Origin of the sequence: Solwaraspora sp. WMMD792 (assembly GCF_029626105.1) — a bacterium.
Classification (GTDB): domain Bacteria; phylum Actinomycetota; class Actinomycetes; order Mycobacteriales; family Micromonosporaceae; genus Micromonospora_E.
Genome location: NZ_JARUBH010000009.1, coordinates 2,049,486 through 2,074,671, shown reverse-complemented (window position 1 = coordinate 2,074,671; position 25,186 = coordinate 2,049,486). Strand labels below are relative to the sequence as shown.

The 25,186-nt window shown below is 71.3% G+C and carries 16 protein-coding genes and 1 pseudogene; 6 read left to right on the top strand and 11 right to left on the bottom strand.

Annotated elements, in window-relative coordinates; genetic code table 11:
• Nucleotides 1-54 precede the first annotated feature (54 nt).
• From O7629_RS10835 to O7629_RS10815, 5 genes are all read right to left on the bottom strand, one after another.
• Nucleotides 55-1,338, bottom strand: a complete 1,284-nt coding sequence (locus O7629_RS10835; protein WP_123601467.1) for a citrate synthase — start codon at nt 1,336-1,338, stop codon at nt 55-57.
• 162 nt (nt 1,339-1,500) lie between these two features.
• The gene (locus tag O7629_RS10830) at nt 1,501-3,570 is read right to left on the bottom strand and encodes a sulfatase-like hydrolase/transferase (protein ID WP_278168958.1); all 2,070 of its coding nucleotides are present in this window, start codon (nt 3,568-3,570) and stop codon (nt 1,501-1,503) included.
• Nucleotides 3,563-5,005 carry a methyltransferase gene (locus O7629_RS10825; RefSeq protein ID WP_278168957.1) on the bottom strand — a complete coding sequence of 481 codons (1,443 nt, stop codon included), beginning with the start codon at nt 5,003-5,005 and terminating at the stop codon, nt 3,563-3,565. The genes O7629_RS10830 and O7629_RS10825 overlap by 8 nt, the downstream gene beginning before the upstream one ends.
• 14 nt (nt 5,006-5,019) lie before the next feature.
• Nucleotides 5,020-5,178, bottom strand: coding sequence for a hypothetical protein (locus O7629_RS10820; protein ID WP_158632100.1), 159 nt, complete (start codon nt 5,176-5,178; stop codon nt 5,020-5,022).
• A gap of 358 nt (nt 5,179-5,536) precedes the next feature.
• Nucleotides 5,537-7,846, bottom strand: coding sequence for an ATP-binding domain-containing protein (locus tag O7629_RS10815; RefSeq protein WP_278174489.1), 2,310 nt, complete (start codon nt 7,844-7,846; stop codon nt 5,537-5,539).
• 424 nt (nt 7,847-8,270) lie between these two features.
• Between O7629_RS10815 and O7629_RS10810 the strand changes: the two are divergent.
• Nucleotides 8,271-8,669, top strand: a pseudogene (locus tag O7629_RS10810) (OsmC family protein); the annotation flags it as partial.
• 110 nt (nt 8,670-8,779) lie between these two features.
• On the opposite strand, the gene O7629_RS10805 reads toward O7629_RS10810, so the two are convergent.
• The 4 genes from O7629_RS10805 to O7629_RS10790 form a co-directional block, all read right to left on the bottom strand.
• On the bottom strand, nt 8,780-11,200 hold the full coding sequence (locus O7629_RS10805) for an EAL domain-containing protein (RefSeq protein WP_278174488.1): 2,421 nt from the start codon (nt 11,198-11,200) through the stop codon (nt 8,780-8,782).
• A gap of 412 nt (nt 11,201-11,612) precedes the next feature.
• Nucleotides 11,613-12,650, bottom strand: coding sequence for a cobalamin-dependent protein (locus tag O7629_RS10800; protein WP_278168956.1), 1,038 nt, complete (start codon nt 12,648-12,650; stop codon nt 11,613-11,615).
• Entirely contained in the window at nt 12,650-14,437 is a 1,788-nt protein-coding gene (locus O7629_RS10795; protein WP_278168955.1) for a SpoIIE family protein phosphatase, read from the bottom strand. Before O7629_RS10795 ends, O7629_RS10800 begins: the two co-directional genes overlap by 1 nt.
• Before the next feature lie 186 nt (nt 14,438-14,623).
• Nucleotides 14,624-15,718: a glycosyltransferase family 4 protein gene (locus O7629_RS10790; RefSeq protein ID WP_278174487.1), complete on the bottom strand. Its 1,095-nt coding sequence runs from the start codon at nt 15,716-15,718 to the stop codon at nt 14,624-14,626.
• A 476-nt stretch (nt 15,719-16,194) separates the two neighbouring features.
• On the opposite strand from O7629_RS10790, the gene O7629_RS10785 reads away from it, so the two are divergent.
• From O7629_RS10785 to O7629_RS10775, 3 genes are read left to right on the top strand one after another with little or no spacing between them, the layout of a single operon-like run.
• Nucleotides 16,195-18,852, top strand: coding sequence for a LuxR C-terminal-related transcriptional regulator (locus O7629_RS10785; protein WP_278168954.1), 2,658 nt, complete (start codon nt 16,195-16,197; stop codon nt 18,850-18,852).
• A gap of 42 nt (nt 18,853-18,894) precedes the next feature.
• A complete protein-coding gene (locus O7629_RS10780; RefSeq protein ID WP_123601459.1) occupies nt 18,895-19,575 on the top strand; it encodes a BON domain-containing protein in 681 nt (226 codons plus the stop codon).
• Nucleotides 19,576-19,604: 29 nt separating this feature from the next.
• Nucleotides 19,605-20,888 carry a mechanosensitive ion channel family protein gene (locus tag O7629_RS10775; RefSeq protein ID WP_278168953.1) on the top strand — a complete coding sequence of 428 codons (1,284 nt, stop codon included), beginning with the start codon at nt 19,605-19,607 and terminating at the stop codon, nt 20,886-20,888.
• A gap of 45 nt (nt 20,889-20,933) precedes the next feature.
• On the opposite strand, the gene dnaK is transcribed toward O7629_RS10775, so the two are convergent.
• Nucleotides 20,934-22,718 (bottom strand): molecular chaperone DnaK, encoded by a 1,785-nt coding sequence (gene dnaK / locus O7629_RS10770; protein WP_278168952.1) that lies wholly within the window; start codon nt 22,716-22,718, stop codon nt 20,934-20,936.
• A gap of 196 nt (nt 22,719-22,914) precedes the next feature.
• On the opposite strand from dnaK, the gene O7629_RS10765 reads away from it, so the two are divergent.
• Nucleotides 22,915-23,103, top strand: coding sequence for a DUF2795 domain-containing protein (locus O7629_RS10765; protein WP_278168951.1), 189 nt, complete (start codon nt 22,915-22,917; stop codon nt 23,101-23,103).
• Nucleotides 23,104-23,209: 106 nt separating this feature from the next.
• Nucleotides 23,210-23,887, top strand: coding sequence for a methyltransferase domain-containing protein (locus O7629_RS10760; protein WP_347403723.1), 678 nt, complete (start codon nt 23,210-23,212; stop codon nt 23,885-23,887).
• A gap of 133 nt (nt 23,888-24,020) precedes the next feature.
• On the opposite strand, the gene O7629_RS10755 is transcribed toward O7629_RS10760, so the two are convergent.
• Nucleotides 24,021-25,109, bottom strand: coding sequence for a hypothetical protein (locus O7629_RS10755; protein ID WP_278168949.1), 1,089 nt, complete (start codon nt 25,107-25,109; stop codon nt 24,021-24,023).
• Nucleotides 25,110-25,186: the final 77 nt, after the last annotated feature.

The following is a 25,186-nucleotide window of genomic DNA, read 5'->3' as shown; positions in this document are numbered from 1 at the left end:
TCCGACGCCATCGGCGGGGTCGCCTGCGGTCGCAGGCGACCCCGCCGATGTGGTTCAGCGCTGGTCGACCGGGACGAACTGACGCTCCTGCGGACCGACGTAGAGCTGCCGGGGCCGGCCGATCTTGTTGGTCGGGTCGGCGATCATCTCCCGCCACTGCGCGATCCAACCGGGCAGTCGGCCCAGGGCGAACAGCACGGTGAACATTTTCGGCGGGAAGCCCATCGCCTTGTAGATCAGCCCGGTGTAGAAGTCCACGTTCGGGTAGAGCTTGCGGGAGACGAAGAAGTCGTCGGCGAGCGCGATCTCCTCCAGCTGCATCGCGATGTCCAGCAACGGGTCTGGCTTGTCCAGCCGGCCCAGCACGTCCTGCGCCGCCTGCTTGACGATGGCCGCCCGCGGGTCGTAGTTCTTGTAGACCCGATGGCCGAAGCCCATCAGCTTGACCCCGGCCTCCTTGTTCTTCACCCGCCGGACGAAGTTCTGGACGTCGCCGCCGGAAGCGTGAATCTCCTGCAGCATCTCCAGCACCGCCTGGTTGGCACCGCCGTGCAGCGGCCCGAACAACGCGTTGACCCCGGCCGAGACCGAGGCGAACAGGTTGGCGTTGCTGGAGCCGACCAGCCGCACCGTCGACGTCGAGCAGTTCTGCTCGTGATCGGCGTGCAGCACGAACAGCATGTCCAGCACCTGCGCGATGACCGGGTCGGCCTGGTACTCGGTGGCCGGCACGCCGAACGTCATCCGCAGGAAGTTCTCCACGTAGCCGAGCGCGTTGTCCGGGTAGAGCAGCGGCTGGCCGATCGACTTCTTGTACGCGTACGAGGCGATGGTCGGCACCTTGGCCATCAGCCGCACGGTGGAGATTTCGACGTGGTCGGTGTCGAACGGATCCAGGCTGTCCTGGTAGAAGGTCGACAGCGCGCTCACTGCGGAGGAGAGCACCGCCATCGGGTGCGCGTCCCGGGGAAAGCCGTCGAAGAACCGGCGCATCTCCTCGTGCAGCAACGTGTGCAGCCGAATCCGCTCACTGAAAGCGGCCAACTCGTCACTGGTCGGCAGCTCGCCGTAGATGAGCAGGTAGCTGACCTCAAGGAAGGACGCCTTGCCGGCCAGTTGGTCGATGGGGTAGCCCCGATAACGCAGGATCCCGGCATCGCCGTCGATGTAGGTGATCGCCGACGCGCAGGAGGCGGTGTTGACGTAGCCCGGGTCGAACGTGACGTGACCGGTCTCCTTCAGCAGCGCCCCGACCTCGATCCCGGGCGGACCTTCGATAGCCGGCTGCACCGGCATCGACAGTTGGCCACCGGGATGGTCCAGCTTCACATCCGTCATATGGTCCCTCACTTCGCCGGCAGATCTTCGTCGAGTGCCTCATTTCTTACCGTAATCCTGCGGTGGTGCGCTGCCGCAGCGAGCAGGTGAGGGTGAGGGATGCGTCACCCGATCCGGTGGCCGGACACCACGAAACACCCCAGAAACGGATGAAAGCACTAGTCAGTCGGTGCGCCGCCGCAGCTCGGTACCGTCACCGACCACCTCGAAGATCTCCACCCGGTTGTCACCGGAGCGCCACAGCGACTCGTCGGTGATCAGTGCGGCGAATCGCCGCCCCTCAGCGTCCGGGGCCAGCGCCGGCACCACGGTGGCGATCCGCCCGTTCACCGCCACCGCGAGCGGAGCACCGGTCCTCACCCGGTCGGGCAGTTCGCCGTACGCCAGCGCGGGCAGGTTACCGCTTGCCGGGTCGACGTCGGTGTAGCTGTCGGCGTTGCTGATGGTGGCGCGAACACCGTCGTCGGTGACCGGCAGTTCGGCGACCGCGCGACCGACCAGCTCCGGCACCAGCGGCGCGGGTAACGGCGGACCGGCCTGCCCGGTGGTCAGGGCGGCGAACGTCGCCGGGCCCGGCACCGTCACCGGCTGACCCGGAACGTCCCGGAACTGCTTGTCCGCCCGTTCTCGGGGCGGGCAGCTGCCACATCGGCCGTCGACCTCGAACGGCAGGTCGATGCCCGCGTGCGCCGCGATGGTCGGCAGCAGGTCGACATGCTCCCAGTTACGGTCGTCGACCCGACCGGCCTGCTGGCCCGGCTCCTTGACGAAGGTCGGCACCCACAGCACCTCGGCCGGCGCGGCCCGCACCGCACCCATGCCCCGTCCCTGCTCCCCGAGGGTGAAGCTCACCCCGTGGTCGGCGGTGACGACGAGCAGCGCGTCGTCGTAGCGGCCGCTGGACCGCAGCGCCGCCAGGGTCTGTCCGATCAGTCCGTCGGTGTAGCCGAGCTGGGCCAGGTGCCGCTGACGGGCCAGCTCCACCCAGCCGGCACCTTCGTTCGGGAAGTCCTCGGGAGCCTCGTAGCGGACACCGGACGGCAGGTAGCTCCACGGCGCGTGCGGCATCAGCAGGTGGAGAAAATGCAGCGTTGGCCCCTGGTCCGGGGTTGCCAGCCCGTCGATGAACGTGGTGAACCGGGCTGGCTGGTTGTCGTCGAGTGCGTCGAACCGGAACCTGGGGTCGGTCGGGACGTCGCCACCGGCGAGGCCGGCGTCGCGACGGGTCGGCTCGCGGAAACTCGCCGTCGGGTCGTCGTGACTTTCCACCGGCGACAGGATCTGGCCGAGCAGTGCGGCCGTCTCCTGGAACAGCACCGGCAGGGCCGCCGTGGCGGACTCCGCCTCGCAGCGACTCGGCGCGCAGAGCTCGGTGATGCTCTCCTGCGCCCGGATCTGGTAGGTGCCGCCGAGCGCGCTGAACAGGTTGTCCGGGTGCTGGGAGTAGTGGGGTGCCACCTCGCGTTCGGGATACCGGCCGGACAGCATCGCCGGCAACGCGTACGGGGTCCAGCCGCTGACCGCGGTGGCGTTGCGGTACCAGGTCGAGCCGGCGGCCAGCTCGGCGAAGTTGGGGTAGCGTTCGGCGTCGATCCGCCCGTCCGGGCCGAGCAGCGACAACAGCGGCAGCTCGTCGAGGATCAGCACCACCACCGGTGGATGCTCGCCGTCGCCGGTAGCCGTGCCGGGCCCGGCGCTGGTCCGCTCGCTGCCGAGCACCACCGCCGAGGCCGGCGAGGTGAACACGAACAGCACCACGAAGACCGCTGGTCCGACGGCGGCCAGCCGCAGCAGCTGCCCCAGCCCACCCCAGCGCCGGTAGGCCCAGGTCACGGCGGCACCGGCCAGCAGCGCGGCGGCCAGCAGCGACATACCTCGGATCGGCAGCAGATGCTTGCCGACCTGTACCGCCAGGGCGACCAGCAGCAGCCCGACCGTCACCAGGTGGGCGGTCCGGCGGACCGGCGGACCGGCCAGTCCGATCAGCGCGCCGGGCAGCCAGCAGACCAGGGGCGGTACGACCACGTAGAACGCCACCAGCAGCAGGATCTCGGCCGTTCCGGCACCGTGGAAGAGGAAGAAGTCCGGGCTGCGCCCGACGACGTCCAGCAACGGCTGCGCAACGACCAGGCCGCACAGTGCGACGATCTCCAGCAGCCGACGCAGCTCCGTCGCCCGGCGGGTAGGCGGGGCCGGTACCGCCGCGGCGGTACCGGGTTCCGCGTCAGCCACGCGGGACCCCGGCGTACAACGTCCGGGTGCCGGACGGGAGTTCCTCCCGCCGGGTGATCTCGTACCGTTCGGCGAGCAGCCGCTCGAACTCCGCCCGGTGGTAGTCGGGGAAGAGCCCGGCGGGCTTGTTCGCGAGCAGTTGCCGGGCCATCGGATCGTCCGGGTGGACAAACTCGATGATCATCTGGCCGGTGCCGCCGCCGGCCGGAAGCAGGCCGGTCAGCCAGTCCAGGACCCGTGGCAGCGGCACGTTGCGCCCGATCGCCAGGTGGTGGATGACCGCCAGGGCCAGCACCGTGTCCGCCCGGGCCCGGGCGGTGAACGACGTACGCTCGTCACCGGCCCAGCCACCGCCGGGCGACGGGTCGGCGAGGTCCATCAGGATCGGCAGGATCCGCCGCTGCCCGTCAGCGCGCAGCCGCCGGTACAGGTGGTCGACGACCGCCGGGTCGCTCTCCACGGCCACCACCTGCTCGGCGTGGGCGGCGGCGATCCGGGAGTACGTGCCGTCGTTGGCACCGAGGTCGAACACCGTCCCCGGGCGGTGTGCGGCGAGTTCGGCGTCGACGAAGGCGGTCTTCGCCGTCCGGTCAGCATCGGAGTACGTACAGGTCTGCTGGTAGTCGACCCAGTGGCTGCCCGGCGGAGCCCAGTCCAGGCGGTCCACCAGCTTGGCGACGGCCCGAACCGTGGCCCGGACGAGTTCGGTGGAGAACCCGGCGTCGCGGATCTCCGCCCGCACCGATCCGGTACTGGCCGAGGCGTGCCGGGTCTGCATCGCGTCGTGCAGGTGGATGTGCTTGAACACACCGGCCCGCCACCGCCGGGCACCGCGGAACAGCCGCCGCATCTGACCCGACTCGATGCCGTCGATGCGCGCCCGCAGCAACGGCTGGAAGTCCAGGCCCAGATGCGCCTGCAGCATCAACGGATAGAGCATGGTCTGACAGAACTGCCGGTAGCCGGCCCATGGTTCACCGGCAGCGGCCGGCTGGAACGAGCCCACGTCGATGAAGACCGGGTCGACCCCGCGCCACTGCAGGTTGTACGCCGAGCCGTCGGTCATGGTGACCCCGTCGGCGAGCGCCGCCTCCAGCACCTCCAGGTGCAGGCGGGCGGCGTCGCGCAGTTGGGCGAAGGACCACTCGTAGGGGTAGGACACGAACGGCACCCGCTCGTGTCGCAGCACCGTCGTCCACCGGTCGGCGACCACCGCGGGCAGGTCCCCCGGCTCGACGGTCTCGGTGGCGACGACCTTACCGGCGGCCATCAGCGGCGCCAGGAAGGCGCTGTCCCGGACCGCCGCCCAGTCCCTCGCGGCCTGGGGTCCCAGGCCGCGGAGCACCGCGCCGTCGGCGTAGAAGATCTGGTTGTCCGGGTCCCGGAACGAGCCGGGCTCGTCACGGGGGGTCGAGGTGGTCGATTCGGAGATCATCGGTGCCGGGCCGCTCAGTCCTTCTTGGTGGGCTGCTTACGGAACCGGCTGACCAGCCGGCGCCAGTAGAGCTTGGTCGCGACGACCATGCCGGCGGCGCCAGCCACCACCGCTTGGACGATCAGGCTGCCAGATCCGGCATCCAGGTAGGCCAGGTTCTCCACGCCGGCCACCTCCCAACTGTGTCGAGTTCGTGCGGTACGTCCGTCAACTGCGGCCCGGGAGGGCCGACGCCACCGAGGGTTGTCCGGCCCGCCATCTTACGGACAGCTGCCGTACACCACCCTACGCGGCCGACCCTCTGGACACCGCCAGCCCCACCGGCACCGCCGTTTCCCGACGATCGGAAACGGACCCGAGCTTGCGCGGTTTTGGCGGCATTTGTCACCTTTTCTGCCAGCGGTGCGCCCGGCTCGTCCACAACTGGTGGACGAGCCGGGTGCACCGACCGGGTCAGATAACGGTTCGGCAACGGCACGAGGGCTCCCCCGCTCCGCCGCACGGAGCCGGACGGCCACCCCACCCGACCTGCTAGCCGACCCGCCGGCCAGCGTCACCGGAGCCGGCCGAGCCGAGAATCGACGGGAGGTCCCCGGGGTACAGCACCGCCAGCCGCGCGGTGGCCCGGGTCAGCGCCACGTACAGATCGTTACGGCCCCGTGGCGAGTCAGCGAGGATCGCGGCGGGGTCCACCACCACGACCGAGTCGAACTCCAACCCCTTGACCTGCGCGACCGTCAGCACCACCACCGGCGACTCGAGATCGGGCTGCTCGCCGGACGCGACCCGGTCGACCGCCGACCGTACCGGCTCCACCAACCCGTCGTACCGGCCAACCGGGACGATCACCCCGAGCCGGCCGTCGCCGACCGCGGGCAGTTCCGCCCGGATCAGCTCGACCAGCCGGTCGACGAGCTGGCCGGCTTGGGGCACCCGCTCCCACCGAACCGGCACGCCCGACTCACGGACCGCCCGGGGTACCGAGGCGGCGGGATCGATGGCGCCGAGCACCCGACCTGCCACCGCCAGGATCTCGGCCGGAGTGCGGTAGCTCACCGTCAGCTCGGCCAGCCTCCAGCGGTCCGCCACGTACGGCCGCAGCAGTTGCGCCCAGGAGGCCGCGCCGGCCAACGCCCCGGTCTGGGCCACATCCCCGACGATCGTCATCGACCGGTTCGGGCAGCGGCGCATCAGCAGGCGCCACGCCATCGCGGACAGTTCCTGGGCCTCGTCGACGACGACGTGCCCGAAGGTCCAGGTACGGTCCGCCGCCGCCCGTTCGGCAGCCGTCCGGTGGTCACCGGCCACCTGCCGGGTCGCCAGCGCCTCGGCGTCGAGCAGGTCGGTGGCGCCGAGAATCTCCGGCTCCGCCTCGTCCTCCACGTCGATGGACTCCGACCCGCGCAGCACGTCCAACGCTCCCTCGGCGTACTCGAGCCGCTGGCGGCGCTGAGCCTCGGCGAGTGCCTGCTGCGCGCTGTCGTCGACACCGAGCAACTCGGCCGCCTCGTCGAGCAACGGTACGTCCGCCGAGGACCAGCCACCGCCTGGGGGGCGGCGCAGCGCGTCGCGTTCGGCGGGATCGAGGTCGGGGGCGGCGGCCGCGAGCCGCTCGGGCGAAGCGAAGAGTTCGGTGAGCAGCCGCTGCGGAGTCAGCACCGGCCAGAACCGGTCCAGGACCGACCGCAGCGCCGCATCGGCGCGCAGCTCCCGTCGGATCTCCGCGAGGTCGGCCTCGGCCAGCACCTGCGGGTCACCGGGGGCGTCGTCGCCACCGAGCGGATCGTCCGCGTACGGATCGATGCCGATCTCGTCGGCGATCTGATCGGCCAACGCGTGCACGATCTCGGTGTCGAACAATGGGCGGGCCAGGTTGTGCAGCCGTCCCGACCGGCGGGTACGTTCGCGGGCCTCGGCGCAGATCTGCGCGGTGATCCGCAACTGGTGGCCGTCCACCTCGACCAGCACCGGCTCGTCCGGCACCTCCTGCCGGTCCCGGATCGCGGCCGCCACCACCTCGGCCATCGCCGCCCGGCCCTTGATCTCCGCGACCCGGTCCGGTTCGGTCCGGGTCGCGCGCACCCCGGGATACAGCTCCCCAGGGGTACGCAACAGCACCCCGGTCTCGGCCAACGACGGCAGCACCTGAGCGATGTACCGCAGGAAGGTCGCGTTCGGCCCGACCACCAGCACGCCTCGGCTGGACAGCTCCCGGCGGTGGGTATAGAGAAGGTAGGCGGCACGGTGCAGCGCGACGGCGGTCTTACCGGTACCCGGACCACCCTGGACCACCAGCGCCCCGTCCACCGGTGCCCGGATGATCTCATCCTGTTCGGCCTGGATGGTCTGGACGATGTCCTTCATCCGCCCGGTACGACCGGCGGTGATCGCGGCGAACAGCGCCGCCTCACCGGTCAGCGTGCTCGTCCGGTGGTCCCGGGCGAGTTCCAGATCGAGCAGCTCGTCGTCGATCGCGGTGACGGTCCGCAGCCGGCTACGGATGTGCCGGCGGCGGCGGACGCCGTCCGGCGCCGCCGCGGTCGCCAGGTAGAAGGGACGGGCGGCCGGGGCCCGCCAGTCGATCAGCAACGGCTCGTAGTCGCCCTGTTCGTCGAAGAGTCCGATCCGGCCGATGTAGCGGTGTCCCTCGTCGGTCAGATCGAGCCGACCGAAACACAGTCCGTTCTCCACCGCGCTGTACTGCGCTATCCGTTCGGTGTGCAGCGCCACCGTGGCCTCGCGTTCGGAGCGCGCCTGCGGCGTGCCACCGGTCTGCCGCAGCGCGGCCACGAGCCGCTGCTGCGCCATCCCCCGCAGGGCGTCCAGTTGTTCGTGCAGCATGGTGACGTACTGCTGCTCTGCGGCGAGGTCGGCGGCCCGGTCCAGGTCCTCGGGCCGGTCGGTGTCCGTGACGGTCTGGTCCACACCGTTGATGTTGTCACGCCCAGGTGCCTGCACCGCACTTGACAAGTGTGCCCCCTTGCTGTTAGCTGTCAGAGACAGACGCCGCAAAGGCGTCTTTCTTCTTGTGGTGATCCGTCGCCGAAGTGGTGATCCGTCGACGAAAACCTCGGTGACGAGAACATCTCCGTTGACGAAACGTCAACGATAGCCGCTGGTGGTCACCACCGCCTTCCTCGCTTGCCCGGCCCCGCCTCGCCACCGGCCCGATCTCGGTGTCGCCGACCGACCAGCCAGGTCACCCCGCGTTTCGCCGGGTCACCCACGGGTACGCAGCCGCCGGGCAGGACGCGGAGGAGGCGTGATGGGTGCTTCGGAACCCTGGGTCCACCAGGCTTCGGCAACCGCCGAAGCGGGTCGGGTCCGTACCGACGACGGTGAGTTCTCCAGCCGGCTCGCCTCCCCGTTGGCCCCGCACGGCGGCGGCCTCACCCCGGAGCAGTTGCTGGCCGCGGCGTTCGCGTCCTGCCTGCACCACGCGGCGGTCGAGGCGGCCTCCGAGATCACCGACGAGTCGCACACCGTCGAGGTGCACGCCGAGACCCGGCTACAACGCGACCCCGACGGCCGGTACCGCGCCGACGTGCGGGCCAGCGTCGCCTCCTGCGGGCTGACCGTCGACCAGCTTTCCGCGTTGGCCCGACGGGCCGACCTGCTCTGGCCGTTCTCCGGACAGGACAGTGCGCGGCACACCGTCGACGTCGTCGCCGCCAGAGCGGACGACGACCGCACCGCGACGGAGCACCGCCATCCGGTCGGTAGTGACGGTGCCCCGGTCCGGATGCCGCCACGATGACCCGGTCCGGCTCGCCGTCACCCTGATCCGGCCCGACGCAGCCGCGGCATCCGGACGATGTTCGCCCCCGGATGCAGGCTCGGGGCGAGCGCGCCGACAACCCCGTCGCGGCCGCGACGCAGCATCGAGACCAACTCGTCAACGTCGGCGGCGGCCGGACCGAACAAACTGCCCTGACCGGCGGCGCAGCCCAGCTCCCACAGCGTCCGTCGCTGCCCGGGGGTGGACACGCCGTTGGCGACCACGGTGTGTGCGAGGTCGCGACCCAGGCCGACCAGCGACCGCAGCGCCGCCGGCGAGTTCTCCGGTACCGCGAGCAGCCGATGGTCGACCTTCACCAGGTGCACCGGAATGCGTAGCAGCGCGGACAGCGGCGCGTCGGAGGTGCCGAATCCGGCGAACGCGATCCGCACCCCGTCGTCGTGCAACTGGTGCAGGGCGCTCAGCGCCATGTCCGGGCAGCTGATCCCGGTCGTCTCGGTGAGTTCGACGATCAACTGGTCGGCTGGCACGCGGTGCATGTCCAGCCGGTTTCGCACGTCGGCGGGGAATCCGGGATCCAGCAGGCTCCGCGCGGAAATGCCGACGGACACGGGAAGCACGAAGCCGGCGTCCCGCAGCAGCCGGGTAGCGGCGAGTGTCCGGTCGAACATCCCCCGGGTGAACTCGGCGAGCCAGCCGGAGCGCTCGACCAGCGCGAGCATCCCGGCCGCCGGCTGGTCACCGAGGTCGGTGTTGCCCCATCGCACGACCGCCTCGGCGGCGACCGCCGATCCGCTGCCGAGATCGACGATCGGGTCGAAGCCGACCGCGTAGTGGTGACCGGCCAGTGCGGCGGGAAGCTCACCGCGCAGGGCCAGCCGGTCCGGGTCGGCGGTGTCCCGGCTACGGTCGTACCTGGTCAGCCCGCGGCCGCTCTCCTTGGCCTGGTACATCGCCACGTCCGCCCGCCGCAGCAGCTCCTCGGTGCTGGCGTTGCCGTTCGCCGGGGCCAGTCCGGCACTGGCCCGCAGGCTGATCCGGATCCCGTCGAGGTCCATCGGGTCACGCAGCACCTGCAGGATCCGTGCCGCCTGGTGCTCGGCGCGGGCCGGTGCCGCGTGTCCGGTGAGCACAATGGCGAACTCGTCGCCACCCAGTCGGGCGACGAGGTCACCGGCGGCGGCCCGGTCCAGCCGCCGGGCGACCTCCACCAGTACCTGGTCACCGGCGGAGTGCCCGAGCGTGTCGTTGACCTCTTTGAAGTGATCGAGATCGATCAATACCAGGGCGGTACGCGGCAGGCTGCGCCGGTCGGCCAACGCTGCGGTGAGTCGTTCCCGCAGGTGTCGACGGTTCGCCAGGCCGGTCAGCGGATCGTGGGTGGCGTCGTGCTCGTGCCGGGACGCAAGGTCGATCACCTGTGCGTAGGCGATGGCGTTGCGGATCGCGGTGGTCAGCGCCGCACCGAAGGTACGCAACGTGTAGCGCTCGCGGTCGGACAGACCCGCGCCGGCGAGAGCGAGCCGCAGCGCACCGGCGGCCTGCTCGGCGTCACCGGTGGCACCGAGCGGTACTGTCACCAGGTCACCGCCGACACCGGGCCCCGCATGATCCACCGGACCGTCGTACCGTAGGCCGTGCTCATCGCCCCGCACCAGGCGTCGCTGCGGGCCGTGCTGGAACTCGATCTCGACGATTCGGGCCGAGAAGAGCCGCGCGGCTCCGGACGACGCGGTGCGCAGTACCGAATCGAGGTCCACGTTGTTGAGAGCGTCGGTGGTCTCGGCCAGCTGCCGCCAGGCCGACCGTTCCTCGGCCAGATGCAGCCGCCGTCGAAAGCTGGAGTGCAACAGCAGGACCGCCAACGGGGTGGCCACCAGCAGGCGGGCGTCGACCGCCACCACGACCACCGTTGCCAGGGCGAGCAGCAACGTGGCGACCTTCACACCGGCCCGCATCCGGGCGCCCCGGCGCACGACCCGCTGCCAGGACGTCCGATCCGCCAGCGCGACCACCGGCACCGGCAACGTCTCGTCGACCGCCGCGTAGGCCAGCGCCGCGACGCAGAGCGAGACGACGGTGACGGTCCAGGACCGGGTCAGGTGGCTGGTGCCGCCCAGCACCGGCGCGAGACCGGCCCACGTCGCGGCCGCCGCCGCAGCCAGCGCGCCGATCGATTCCTTGGCCGTGGCAAACGCCACCTTGACCGGCGCCGACCGGGCGACGGAACGCCCGACGGCCACGCCTACGGCCGTACACACGACGACCCAGTGCACCGGCAGCACCGCGACCGACACCAGCACCGCGGCACTGGTCGGCGAGATGCCCTGTGGGGTCCGGATCCGGATCGGTACGGTGCAGCCGCTCGCCACGGCGACGAGGCTGGTGAGCACCAGGGGGTAGTAGAGGGCGGGGAGGCTGGGCGGTGCGCCGATCCCGGACACCGCCCATGCCATCGCCACCAGGCCACAGCAGACAATGAGCCCGACGAGCGGCGTCAGTCGCCGATTCACCCCGTCGCCACGCACCGTCGTCGTCGCCTCACTTCTCGTCTGGACAGCTTCATCCACATGAGCCTCGCGTTAGCGTCTCATAACTCACCGTCCATCGAACAGGTCCGGGATCACAGCCAATCGTTGTCACGCATGTCGCCACCTCCTCAATCCCTGGGATACACCCGAAGGATAGGGAAGATAAGTTGCGCTTGGTATAGCTAAATGTCTTTTGCGCCAGTACGCGATTATTATTGCGTTAATTACTTTGCGCCCGTTTTTGGGAACAGTCGGTGAACACGTTCGCGACTAGTGCCACACAAGGGACAGATCACTCAACCGCCAGCCATCGAATCCGTCGGCCCCGCCAGTGAAATCACCTTCGATCGCAGGGGTCAAGGGCTCGCCGGCCGTCGAGCAGAAATTGATAGGCCCGAGGAAAGTCACGCAATGTGCCCGCAAATACACTCAGAGTACGTCGCATGCCCGTCACCGGGACGCCGCGGGACCCGAGTACCTCCGCCGTCCAGTCGACGGCCTCGACGAACAACGTGGAGTCGTCCACGTAGACCGCAGCGGAAAGGAAGTCCACCAGGTGACCGAGATCGACGACCGTCGCGTCCCACTGCCCGGTGGTGTAGCCGGCCGTCGACGGTTCCCGGTGCCGCAGATCGTCCAGCGCGACATCGATGATCTCCGCGCGCCTGCTCACCAGCGCGGCGTACTCCTCGCCACCGAGCCGGCTGGTCGCCCCGACCGTCCGGGCCAGGTCACCGCCGGTGTCGGCGAGCAGGTCCGCCGCGGTCCGGGCGTCCGGAGCCCACGCCACCCCCATCGCCCGGGCCCATCGGCCGTCGGGTCCGAAGCCCCGGCCACCGACCAGGACCGGCACGTCGGCCCGCTGGCAGGCCTGGACGGTGCGATGCGCCTGCGGCAGACGCATCGGCAGCGCGCAGGCCAGTGCCACCGCCACCGGGTCGTGCCGGTGCAGATAGGTCATCAGGTGCACGGCCGGCACACTGGCGCCCAGAAAAGTGACCTGCCAGCCACGCAGCCGCAGGACCTCGGCGACCAGTCGGGGAGGCATCGCGTGCCACTCCCCGTCCATGCAGGCCACGATCACCCTGCCGCGGTGTGGCCGGGGTGCGGCCCGGGTAGTGACCGCCGCGACCATCAACTCACTGATGTGCGTCGCCGCGTGCTCCTGGGCCACCGACCACTCGTTGCGCTGCCACCATCGACCGACCTGGACCTGGGCCGGCGCGATCAGATCCAGCAGTACCGACTCGGCCGGGACCCCGGCCTCCAGCAACTCGTCGGCCAACGCCAGCGCCGCGACCTCGTCTGCGGCCGCCAGGCAGGCCAGCAGGGCCGGGTACGCGCCACCTACCTCGACCGCTGACGGGGCGACCACTACCGTCTATTCTCCGGTCCCGGGTCGGGCACGGCGGGCAGACGCCGGTCCCGCCGCTGGTGGCCGGCCGGCTCAGCGCGAATCGCGAGCACGGCGATGTCGTCGTGCTCGCGGCCGGCCAGCCAGTCCCCCGCCAACTGCTCCACCCGTTCGGCGAGTGCCGGCGCCGGCATCTGATGACACCCCTGCAGCGCCTGGGTGAGCCGGTCGAGACCGTACTGCTCGATGCCGTACCGCCCGCCACGGGCCTCGGTGACCCCGTCGCTGTAGAGCAGGCACGTCTCACCGGGCGCGAGGTCGACGGTCAACTGACCGATCCGCGGTTGCGGGACCACGCCGATCAGCATGCCGCTGAGCGGCACCGTCTGCACCGTCGCGTCGCCGCGCAGCACCAACGGCGGAAGGTGACCACCACCGGCCAGGGTGAGCGTCAGACCACCGTCGCGGGCCGGACGGGCCGACCCGAGCACCATCGTCGCGAACCGGCCCTGCCCCTGGGCCTGAGTCGTCTCCAGGACCGACTCGTTGAGCAGCCGGAGCAGTCGTCTCGGATCGGTCTCGACACTACGCAGCGCCTGCAGCGCCTGGCGTACCTGGCCGGTGAACACCGCCGCTTCAACGCCCTTACCGGAGACGTCGCCGAGAAAGAACAGCACCTCGCGCTCGGGCAGGTCGAATGCGCCGTAGAAGTCGCCGCCGATACGCAGCGACGACGGGGCCGGCCGGTACGCGGTGCCCCACTGCACACCCGGCACCGGTCGGGGCACCGCCGGCAACAGGCTAGCCTGCAGGGTCTCCGCGATTTCCGACTGGTGGCGGTACAGCACCGCGGCGTCGAGCGCGGAGCCGGCGCGGGCGGCGAACCCCCGCAACAGGTGCAGATCGGCGTCGTCGTACCCGACCGGACCGGGTCGGGCGACCAGCAGCACACCGGTCGGATGCGTGCTGCCCGGCAGGGCGGCGACCCGTACGGCGAAGTCCCGGCCCGGCGGCGGGAACAGCCAACCCAGGTCGACGAGTTGCTCGGCAAGCCAGTCCAGGGACGTCGCCTCGACGCCACGCAACGCCTCGGTGAACGCCGGCGGCAACTCGTCCACCGCGATCGTGCCGCCGTCGACCGGTGGTTTCCCACCGGTGCCCGGGTCGCTGGCCCGCCACCAGTGGGCGCGTCCACGGCGGGGTGCGACCACCAGCACCGCGAACTGTCCCAGCGTCGGTACCGCGAGCCGCACGGCGGCCCGAGCCGCCCGGTCCTCGTGCAGTGGGTTGCCGAGTTGCTGGCTGGCGTTGGCCAGGAACATCCAGCGGGCCCGCTCGGCGAGCAGGGCGTCGGCGCGCGCGGTGGGCTCGGTCGTATCGTCGACATACCAGGCGATCCGGTCGTGCGCCAGGGGAACCCGGCGCAACCGCAGCCGATGCCCGTGGTGGGTCAGCTCAGCGGTAGCGGAGCTGTCGAAGGTAGCCAGGTCCAGCCCGGCGATGCCGCTGGCGGCGGCCACCTGCCCGAGAACCAGCTCCGGCAGCAGCCGTCGGGCGGTGGCGTCCAGCTGCCGGACCACCCCGGCACCGTCGCAGATCAGCAGCCCTTCGCGGAAGTTGTCGACGGTGGCCTGACCGGGCGGTCCGCCGGGGGCCGCGGTGGGCGGTATGGTCGGCTCCCCGTGCCGCAGTCGGGGATCAGCCGTGGCACCGAACGGGACAGCTCCGGAAGCCGCCGTCGCCGTCGACTCGGGTGTGCAGACCCGCCCGTCGCCCGGTTCCCAGTCCGTGACTTCGGCGGTGCTCACCAGCCAGGCCTCACTCCCTTGTTCCGGTCGACCGACCCGGACAGGCGCACCGGGACCGTTGCTCGTGCTCCACCCTACGCGGCTGGTCACGAACCGCCACCCGGGCGGTTGTGCAGTCGCCGGCCGTGGACCGCCCGACGTCGGGGGTTGGTGCGGGCGGCGGCCCAGCCGCCCGCACCGGCCGGATCAGCCGTCGACCACCAGCGGCAACAGGTCGTGCTCCAGTCGCTGCGCCGGCTCCGGTTCGCCGTCGGTCGGCACCGCGAGCGACATCGCGTACTTCCACCGGTGGTAGATCCGCTCGTACCGGGACGCCATCAGATCCGGCGAGAACGACAACCGTACGTGCTCAGCGCACACCTGCGGGTCCAGTTGCCCGACCCGCTCGATGGCCTCCGGCAGCTCGGCCGGGTCGGTGCAGACCATCCCCGTCTCGCCGTGTCGCACCACCTCCGGTACCGCACCCCGGTTGAGGGCGACGACCGGGGTGCCGCAGGCCATCGCCTCCAGCATCACCATCCCGAACGGTTCCTCCCAGCGGATCGGCATGAGCAGACACCGGGCCTCGGTGAGCAGTTGCCAGCACCGCTGCCGGTCGGGGTTGACCAGCAGCTCGACGTCGGGGCCGAGCATCGGCTGGACGACGTCCTCGAGATAGCGTCGCTCGGACGGCTCGGTCGCCTTGCCGGCAAGAACAAGCGGCGCACCGGCCGTACGGCAGGCCTCGATCGCCAGGTCCGGGCCCTTGTCCGCCGCGAACCGCCCGAGCCACAACACCGGGCCGTCGGCCGGCACCGGCTTGGGCCGAACGTCGGCGGCCAGCCCGTTGTGCACGGTCGCCGCCCACGGCAGGCCACTGCCCACTCGGCGCTGCGCGTAGGAGATCGCCACCAACGCGACGGCCCGGTCGATACCGCGCAGATACTCGCCCAGCTCGCCGTCCGGCGAGTTGTGCACGGTGACCACCGTCGGTACCCGCCGACGGGCGGCGGCGAGCGGACCGACGGTGGTGTGGTCGTGCACCACGTCGAAGGTGTCGTCCTCGATGAGCCGGTCCACCCGGGCCAGGTGCACGAGTTCCGGCAGTGAGTGACCGAGCCGGTCGGCCTGCAACTCGCGGACGGTACTGACGAAGTTCGCGGCGGTCCCGGTCCGGCTGCCGGCTCCGAACAGCGTCACCTCGTTGCCCCGGGCGACCAACGCGTCGACCAGAGCGGCGCAGACCTGTTCGACGCCGCCGTAGCCGGGCGGAGGTAGCTCGTAGTAGGGCGGCACGATCATGGCAATCCGCAGCGGCTTGTGCTGCTCGGTGTGCGTGGACGGAACGTCGTTCACGGCGCACCCCCTGCGCTGAGCCGACACTACGGCCGGATGTGCACCGGGTACCCGGTAGGGAGGGACAAAAACTGATATGTCAGCGCGGAGCGGGCCTGCCGGCCGGAGCCCGCCAACGGGCAGAGTCCCTCGCCGACGAAGTCGGACAACCGAGCATGTTTCTCCCCCGGTCCGTGGCCCGATGCCGGTGCCGACCCGGATGAGCCGAGGTCACTCGACCGGAATGGTCCGCTGCGTATATGGCGCGTTAGAACCGGACAGGTCGGGGAACGCCACCCGCGAAACGCAGTCAGGGCCGGCGGGGCGCGCAGGCAGCTCCGCCGGCACAGCGACGGGAGTGGCGGATGCGCACAGCCGGACAGGAAACCGTAGCGGGACACCATCGCCCGCTCCGGCCGACCGCTCCGACGAACCTCGATCCGGTGCCGCTGCTCGGATCGAAGACCGCCCCGCCGGATCCACCGGCTGGTCTGCTGGACCGGCCACGACTGACCGCCCGGTTGGAGGTCGGTACGCGTGGCCCGTTGACGCTGCTGGTCGCACCGGCCGGGTGGGGCAAGACCGCGCTGCTGGCCGGCTGGTTCGTCGGCCGACGGGCCAGGGGCAGTGCGATCTGGCTGACCCTGGAGTCCACCGATCGCGGCGACCGGTTCTGGTCGTACCTGCACGCGGCGCTCGCCGCCGAGACGGCCCGCCGGGACCCGGACCGGCCCGCGCCGCCCGCTCCCGGCCGTGCCGATCCCGAACTCTTCCTGCCCCGGTTCGCGTCGGTGATCTCCGCCCAGCCGGAGCCGGTCCTGCTGGTGCTGGACGACGCGCACACCATCACGGACACCGAGGTGGTCCGGGGAATCGAATTCCTGCTGCGGCACTGCCGGGGGCGGCTGCGTCTGGTGGTGGCCGGCCGCACCGAACCGGCGCTCGCGCTGCACCGGTACCGGTTGACCGGTGAGCTGACCGAGATCCGGGCCGCCGAGCTTGCGCTGACCTTGACCGAGAGTGCCCGTCTGGTCGACGCGCAGGGTCTCGGCCCGGCCACCGACCAGATCCGCGAACTGCACCACCGGGCCGAGGGGTGGCCGGCCGGGGTCCGGTTGGCCGGTCTGGTGTTGCAGGCTGGCGAAGGACCCACGACGGTACGGGAGTACGTCGGTGCCGATCCCGATCCGGCCGCCGACTACCTGTCCGCCGAGGTGCTCGCCGGGCAGGCCGAGCTGACGCGTCAGACGCTGGTCCGCGCCTCGGTGCTGGACCGGGTCTGCGGGTCCCTGGCCGACGAACTGACCGGGCGTGACGACGGCGAGGAGCAACTGGCCGCAGCCGCCCGCGACGCCGCCGGCTTCATCGTCGCCGCAGGCGGCGACCCGACCTGGTACCGCTGTCACCGGATGCTCAGCGACGTGCTGTACGCCGAGTTGAGCAGCCGGTTCCCTGACGAGATCCCGCGGCTGCACGAGCGGGCGTACCGGTGGCATCGCGCTCACGGCCGGCCACTGGCGGCGGTCCGGCACGGGCTGGCCTGCGGTGACCTGTCCGGTGCCGGCCGACTGGTCGACGAGCACTGGCCCGAACTACTGCTCTGCGGTCATGAGGACGCCCGGCACACCCCGTTGCCCACCGGCTTGGACCCCGGCCATTCGGGCCTGGCGTTGGCTGCCGCCGTCGACCGGTTGGAGACCGCTGGCCGGCCGGCGGCCGGGTCGCTGCCCGATGTCTGCCGCCAGGAACCGACCAGCATCGCCACCCGGATCGTGGTCGCGATCGACGGGAGCCGGTACGACGAGGCGCTGAGCTACGCCGACGAGTTGCTGGCCACCACCGGCTTGGCCGCGACAACCGCAGGTGCACCGGCCGGGGGCACGCAGACCCGGGGTGAGCGGGCAGGCGCGGTGGCGACGGCGATGCTCGGAACCGTCCGGTTCGGTCGCGGCGATCTGACGGGCGCCGAGGCGGTGCTGACCGGTCTGGTCACCGCTCCGGCAACCGGCGGGTACGGCTGCCCGACCCGATACGCCGCCGGTCAACTGGCGCTGCTGCACGCTTGGCGGGGTGAGCTGACAGTCGCGGACCGCACCGCTCAGCAGGCCCTGGCCACCACGGCCTGCCCGGGGCGGCGGTGTGCCGGCCACGCCGCCGCCGCTCATCTTGCGCTCGCCCTGGTCGCCCTGTACCGCGACGAACTGCCCGACGCGACCCGGCAGTTGGATCTGGCCGCAGCGCTGGTCGTGCCCGGGACACCGGGAACGGTCACCGGGCTGATCCCGGTGGTCCAAGCGGCGCTTCGACAGGCGGAGGGGGACTTCGCCGCGGTCGCCGACCTGCTGACGACGGCGCCGGTGGACCGGGAGCCGCCCGACGGTCAGTACAGCCGGCTACGCCGGCTGGCCCTAGCCGAGGCCCGAATGGCCTGTGGTGACCTCGACGGCGCCCGGGAACTGCTGCTGGACGGGAGCCACGACGATCGCGCACCGGCGGTGGCGATCGCACTGGCCCGGCTGCAGCTGCTCGCCGACGGACCGGCCGATGCGCTGGCGGTGCTTCCCCAGTGGTCGGCGCCGGACGGTGGATCACCGGCGGACCGGCTGGTGATCCGGCCGGAACGCCAGCCGGTGACCCTGCTGGAACGGTTGACCGCCGGGCTGGTCGCGGCCGTCGCCACCCACCGGATGGGTGACCAACGTCAAGCCCGCGAGCTGCTCGAACAGGTGCTCGACCTGGCCGCCCCGGACGGTCACCGGCTGGTGTTCAACCACGCCGGCTCCCCCGCGCGGGATCTGCTGGTCGAGCACCTCGACTCACCGACCCGGCACCGGAACTTTGTCAACGATCTCGTCGATGGTGCCGGTCGGCGACACGCCGATCGGCACCGTCCGGCACCGGCGCTGGCCGAACCGCTCACCGACCGGGAACTGACCGTACTGCGGTACCTGCAGGGGACGCTGTCCAACGGGGAGATCGCCGCCGAGCTTTTCCTGTCGGTGAACACAGTCAAGACCCACGTCCGCAACATCTACCAGAAGCTCGGTGCCCCCCGACGCCGGGAGGCCGTACGCCGGGCACGTGAACTACGTCTGCTCTGAGTCCACCGGCAGCCCGGCACGACGACATTCGTTGGAGGAAAATTGACCGCCGCGACGGTGCGTACGGACGAGGAGATCCAGCGTGACGTCCTCGAGGAACTCAAATGGGACGCCCGGGTCCAGCCCAACGAGATCGGCGTGACCGTGCTGGAGGGCGTGGTGACACTGCTGGGCTGGGTCGACAACTACGGCAAGAAGTGGGCGGCGGAGCGCACCACCCACCGGGTGCGCGGGGTGACCGCGGTCGCGAACGACATCGAGGTACGACTGCCCAGCTCAGCGGAGCGGACCGACGCCGATGTCGCTGGCGCCGCCACCCGGGCGCTGGAGTGGGACGCGTTCGTTCCGATCGAACGGCTCGAGGTTACCGTCGCTCACGGGTGGGTCACGCTCAAGGGCGAGGTCGAATGGGAGTTCCAGCGCCGAGCGGCGGAGCGGGCGGTACGCCGGCTCTCCGGGGTACGCGGGGTGACGAATCTGATCGCCGTCCGTCCCCGGATCAACCCTTCGGCACCGGAACTGCGACGCAGCATCGAGGACGCGCTGGTGCGCAGCGCCGCCACCGACGCCCGGCAGGTCACCGTCGACACCGACGGTGGCCGGGTCATCGTCAAGGGGGTGGTCCGCTCCTGGCTGGAGCGCGAGGAGGCGGAGCGGATCGCCTGGTCGGCGCCGGGAGTCACCGCCGTGGAGAACCGGATCACCGTGGAACCCGGTAGCTGACCGGGTCGGCGGACGGAGGTCACCGGGCCGTGTGGGACGAGCAGTTGGGTCGGGCAGTGGCGACGGTGGTCGTCGCGGTCGGTGGCTCGCTGGCCCTGGCGTGGCTATCCGGCAGGGTGGTCCGGCACGCGGCGCGCGGCCGGGTCGCACCGTTCCTCAACACCCTGCACCGGGAATGCCACCGGCCATGGAGCGCCACGCTGCTGGTCACCGGATTGCTGCTCGCGGTGCCGTTCAGCGGGATCACCGGCGAGGTCCGTGACGAAGCACTGCACATCCTGCTGCTCGCGCTGATCTACGCCGGCGCCTGGCTGGTGATCCGGATCCTGTTCGTCTTCGAGGACACCGCGTTCCGCCGGCTGCCGGTGGACATGGCGGACAACCGACGGCGGCGACGCGCCCGTACCCAGATCGGTTTGCTCCGCCGGCTCACCGCGGTGATCATCAGTATCGTCGCGCTGGCGGCGACGCTGATGACGTTCTCCCAGCTCCGGGCGTTGGGCGCGTCTCTGCTCGCCTCGGCCGGCGTGGCCGGGGTGGTGGCCGGCCTGGCGGCCCAGTCGGTGCTCGGCCACGTGTTCGCCGGGCTGCAGCTCGCCTTCAGCGACGAACTGCGCCTCGACGACGTCGTGGTGGTCGACGAGGAGTGGGGGCGGGTCGAGGAGATCCGGCTCACCTATGTCGTGGTACGGGTCTGGGACCAGCGCCGGCTGATCCTGCCGACGTCCTACTTCACCACCACCCCGTTCCAGAACTGGACCCGCAACGAGGCGCAGGTGCTGGGCAGCGTGATCCTGCACCTGGACTTCACCGCCGACATCGACGTGCTGCGGGCGGAGGCGCACCGCATCGTCGACGCCTCCGCGCTGTGGGACCGTCGGGAGTGGGTGATGCAGGTGGTCGACGCGACCGAGACGACCATCTGCATACGGCTGCTCGCCTCGGCCGCCGACGCGCCCAGCTCGTGGGACCTGCGGTGCGAGCTACGCGAGGGCCTCTTCACGTTCCTCCGCCGGCACCATCCCGACTGGCTGCCCAGGGCCCGCAGTGAGCTGGCCGCTCCGGTCGAAGAGGAGGAAGCACTGCCGCCGGCCCGGCACGCAGCCACCGGCCCGTCGACCGGCCGGGCGGGCACGACCCGCTTGGGACGACCCGGTGCCGGCGGACCGGATCCGGGAAGCAGCCGCGGCACCGGACCGCGCGGGCGGGCGGCCCGCGCCGCCGGCACCCGGCAGTTTGGCAGTGCTGCGGCGAACCGCCGACAACGGACGATCGACTCGGCGGCGGCTGACTCACCGCGCCCCGGTGACTGAACGCACCGGCCCGGCAACGGGACACGCGGCCGGCCGGTTGATCAGTTAGTCACGTTCGGTGCGACCAACGGCATCGGGGATCGCCGGAACGAACACGAGGGCGACCTGGCGCAGCTCGGCGGCGAGGGTCCGCAGCCGCTCCACCGGAGCGTGCTCGCGCAACGCGCCCCCGGCGTCGTCGAGAAGCATCCGGGCCCGGGTGCGCTCGTGGGCGGGTACGCCGGTGGCCGGTCCGGTCAGTTCCTGCTCGACCAGCTCGATCAGTGACTCCAGATCCCCGGCGGGGTCGGTGGCGGCGGCCACCGGCCCGGCGTCGCCCGCCGGCGACCGCGGCTCGACGATCTCGGTCACCACGATCGACTGACGGCTACCGCCGTCGGCGTCGCGGGCTGAGATCGTCACCATTCCGTCGGCGTCCGTGTCGATGGTGACCTCGATCCGGGGCACCCCACGCGGCGCCGGCCGGATTCCGGACAACCGGAACCGCCCGAGAACCCGGTTGTCCGCTGCCCGTCGGCGCTGGCCCTGCCGGACGACGACGTCGACGCTGGTCTGGCCGTCCTCCGCGGTGGAGAAGACCTGGGTCCGGCGGACCGGGATGGCGGTGTTGCGCTCGATGATCGTCGCCATCGTCCCGTCGTGTGCCTGCAGTCCGAGGGCGAGCGGCGTGACGTCACGCAACCGGGCGGGTCCGCCCGTACCGATGAGCAGCCCGGCCTGCACTGCGGCGCCGAGCGCCACCACCTCGTCGGCGTTGATCAGCAACTGCGGCTCCTGACCGTCGGCCAGCTGGCGCAGCAGGTCGCGCACCGCCGGAATCCGGGTCGCACCACCGACCATCAGCACCTGGTCGAGGTCCGCCGGGGCGACCCGCGCGTCCCGCATCGCCTGCTCCACCGGATTGCGACAGCGTTCCACCAGGTCACCGGTGAGTTCGTCGAACGACGGCCGGTCGATCAGGGTCCGCAGGTGTTTGGGACCCGCGGCGTCGGACGCGACGAACGGCAGGTTGACCTCCGCCTCGGTGACCGCGGACAGTTCCTCCTTGGCCCGCCGGGCCGCCTCGAGCACCCGCCGCCGGGTCTGCGGATCCGCCGCCAGGTCGATGCCGTGGTCCCGGTGAAACTCGGCGACCAGGTGCTCCACCAGGCGGTGGTCGAAGTCGTCACCGCCCAGGTGGGTGTCGCCAGCGGCGGCGCGGACCTCGACCGTGCCGTCACCGGCGGTCAGCACGCTGACGTCGAAGGTCCCGCCGCCGAGATCGACCACCAGGATCGTCTGCCGCTGGCGCAGGTGCAGCCCGTAGGCCAGCGCGGCAGCCGTCGGTTCGTTGATCAGCCGCAGGATCTCCAGGCCGGCGAGTCGGCCGGCCTCACGGGTCGCGGTGCGCTGGGCATCGTCGAAATGCGCTGGTACGGTGACCACCGCCCGGTCGATCGGTTCACCGAGCGTCCTGGCCGCCTCGTCGATGAGGCTGCGCAGCACCAGCGCGCTGATCTCCTCCGGGGCGTACCGGCGGCCCTTGACGTCGAACCGGGCCAGACCGCCGTCACCGACCACGTCGAACACCACCTCGGCGGCCTCCCGGCCGACCTCGTCGTAACGCCGTCCGGCGAAACGTTTGGCGGAGTGGACGGTCCCGTGCGGGTTGAGCACCGCCTGCCGGCAGGCGGCGTCACCGACCAGCAGGGCGCCGGCCTCGGTGAACGCCACCACCGACGGAGTGGTCCGCGACCCGGTCGCGTTCGGTACGACCGTGGGCCGGCCCCCCGAGACCGCGGCGATGACCGAGTTGGTAGTGCCCAGGTCGATTCCCACTGCGCGCGGCATGACCGTCCCCCCTCGTACCGGCGTCCGGCGCGGGCCGGTTGAGCTGTTAGTGATCGTGGCAGCCGCCCGGATGACGCCGCGTCACCCGGGTGGAGTGAGCTCGGCCCGGTGACGGCCGGGCGCGCGACCGGGCTCCGGTCACCTGATGTCCGGCGGGCAGGCGTGGACCGGCCCGGGGCCGGGTACCGCTGCCGCCATGACCGACGCACCACGGCTCCCCGACTACGTCGACGGCCTGGACTTCCCGCTCTCCCGCGAGGACCTGCTCCGGCGGGCCCAGGAACTCGGCGCGGACACCGCGTTGCTGCAGGCGTTACGGGCGCTGCCCGCCGAGCGGTTCGTTGACGCCGAGCAGTTGCTGGCCGAGCTCGGCCGACCTGGTTGAACCTCCGACGCACGACGGGCGGTGCGGACGTACCGCGTTTCGTCCGGTCGACGCCGGGTACCGGCGTCGGGTGTTCTACGCGGAATTCTCCAGCGCCCGGCACCGGTTGCACGACGGCTACCTCACCGCCACCGCCATCGATCTGCTGGCCGCCGATCCCCGACTGCGTGACCTCGACGTCGAGGTCCGGTTCGACGGTGGCGTCGCGCATCTGACCGGCGACGTCGCCGACGAGGCGGCGCTGCGTCGGGTCCGCGAGGCGATCGGACGGTTGGCGGGGGTGCACGGGGTCTGGGACCGCGTCCGGGTCGCCGGTGCCGAGCCGGTGATCCTGGACATCGGCTGCGGCGACGGCCCGCAGTACCCCGGCAACATCGGCCTGGACCAGCGACCGGGCAAGGCGGTGGCGGTCGTCGCCGATCTACGTGACGGCCTGCCGGTGCGCGACGACGCGGCGGATCAGATCTTCGCGGTGCACGTGCTGGAGCACCTGACCGACTACCTGCGCCTGATCGACGAGTGCCACCGGGTACTGCGTCCCGGCGGTGTGCTGCATGTGCTCTCGCCGTGGTGGCGGCATGTCAACGCGGTCGCGGATCCGACCCACCTGCGGTTCTTCGACCTGCAGACGATCAAGGGCATCTGCCAGCAGCCGGGGACCGCTGGACGCTGGTATCCCCAGCACGCCTCCTGCGACGGGGCCACGGTCTTCGCCGATCTGGTCGCCGCCCGCGCGAACGATCCCGACCCGTCACCCGGTCATCTCGCCCGGTTCTTCGACTAGTCGCCGGCGGGGCACGGTCGATCCCGGCTGGAACAGGCTGTGCCCGTTCCAGCCGGGAAGTCCGGCGCGTCGAACGGGAAGGGCCGCCGCGTCGGACGGACCGCCGGGAGACGCTGTCGGCGGCCCGGCCGGGTCAGACCCGGTCGGCGACCGACGCGTAGGCGTTGTAGACGGCGGTGTCGAAGTACGGGCTCTTGTTCCACCCGGTGCTCGGGTTCAGCGTACTCATCACGCCGTTGACATAACCGAGGCTACCGTCGTAGTTGCGCAGCCACGGCGCGCCGCTGGACCCGCCGGTGAAGCCGCACCGCAACTGGATGCGGTTCTCCAGCAACGGCCAGAATCCGGGCCGGCTGGTGGTTCCCCGGCAGTACTGCTGCCAGCCGCCGTCGTACGGCGCCGCCGCCGGGTAGGCCAGGATCGTGACGTACTGCTGGTAGTTGTAGTTCCAGGACAGGCCGTTGCCGCCGACGACGCTGACGATCCGTTGGCCGGCCGCGCTGGGCCGGACGGTCACAAAGCCGACGTCACGGTCCAGGTTGCTGTTGTTCGCCCAGGCGGTGAAGGTGGTCAGGTACTTCGCCGACCAGGTGCCGTACGGCCGGGCCCCATAGTTGTAGCGTGGGACGAAGGTCCAGTTCTGCATCCAGGTGCCGCCGCTGCCGCCGTGCACGCAGTGCCCGGCGGTCATCACCAGCAGCCGGGAGGCGCTGTTGACCGTCGCCGCGGAGCACACGTAGTCGTAGCCGTTCACCGGGTTGCGGAAGAAGACCTTGCCGACGCTGGCCGAGGTGTTGACGGCCAGCGCGCCGCCGGATGCCGCGCTGTCGCTGGCGGACTCGCCCGCGCCGGTGGACTGGCCCGCGGCGGCCGGTGCCGCCGGGACCGGCCGGTGCGGGGCTATGGGAGCGACGGTGCCTGCCGGTTGCCGCCCGGGTTGCGGCGCGGTGCCCCGGCGCGCCGGCGGCGACAGGTCACGGAGCAGTTGGTCGGCGGGCCGGGCGTCGCGCATCCGCTGCGGGGTCCAGTAGTCCCGGACCCGCTGCGGATCGGCGGCGCTGCCGCTGTGCCGTCCGTCGAACACCGGAGCCTCGGCGGTGGTGACCGCGCCGAGACCATTGTGTGGTGCCGCGGCGGCTGGTCGCGGTGCGACCAGCGCCACCGTGGCGAGCAGCGTCGCGAGCGCGACGACCCCGGATCGGCGCAGGTGTGGTGAGGACATGCGGTGGCCTTTCGTCGGTGGGCGCATCTGAATCGATGCGATACCCCCACAGCATGTAACACGTACGGGACAAAGTC

Coding starts and splice junctions, on each gene's coding strand:
- O7629_RS10815 (WP_278174489.1), bottom strand. CDS start 7,846: ATGCTGCACGAACAACTGGACGCCCTGCGGGGGATGGCGCAGCAGCGG.
- O7629_RS10805 (WP_278174488.1), bottom strand. CDS start 11,200: ATGGCATGGGCGGTGTCCGGGATCGGCGCACCGCCCAGCCTCCCCGCC.
- O7629_RS10765 (WP_278168951.1), top strand. CDS start 22,915: ATGACCGACGCACCACGGCTCCCCGACTACGTCGACGGCCTGGACTTC.
- dnaK (WP_278168952.1), bottom strand. CDS start 22,718: ATGCCGCGCGCAGTGGGAATCGACCTGGGCACTACCAACTCGGTCATC.
- O7629_RS10790 (WP_278174487.1), bottom strand. CDS start 15,718: ATGATCGTGCCGCCCTACTACGAGCTACCTCCGCCCGGCTACGGCGGC.
- O7629_RS10755 (WP_278168949.1), bottom strand. CDS start 25,109: ATGTCCTCACCACACCTGCGCCGATCCGGGGTCGTCGCGCTCGCGACG.
- O7629_RS10825 (WP_278168957.1), bottom strand. CDS start 5,005: ATGATCTCCGAATCGACCACCTCGACCCCCCGTGACGAGCCCGGCTCG.
- O7629_RS10835 (WP_123601467.1), bottom strand. CDS start 1,338: ATGACGGATGTGAAGCTGGACCATCCCGGTGGCCAACTGTCGATGCCG.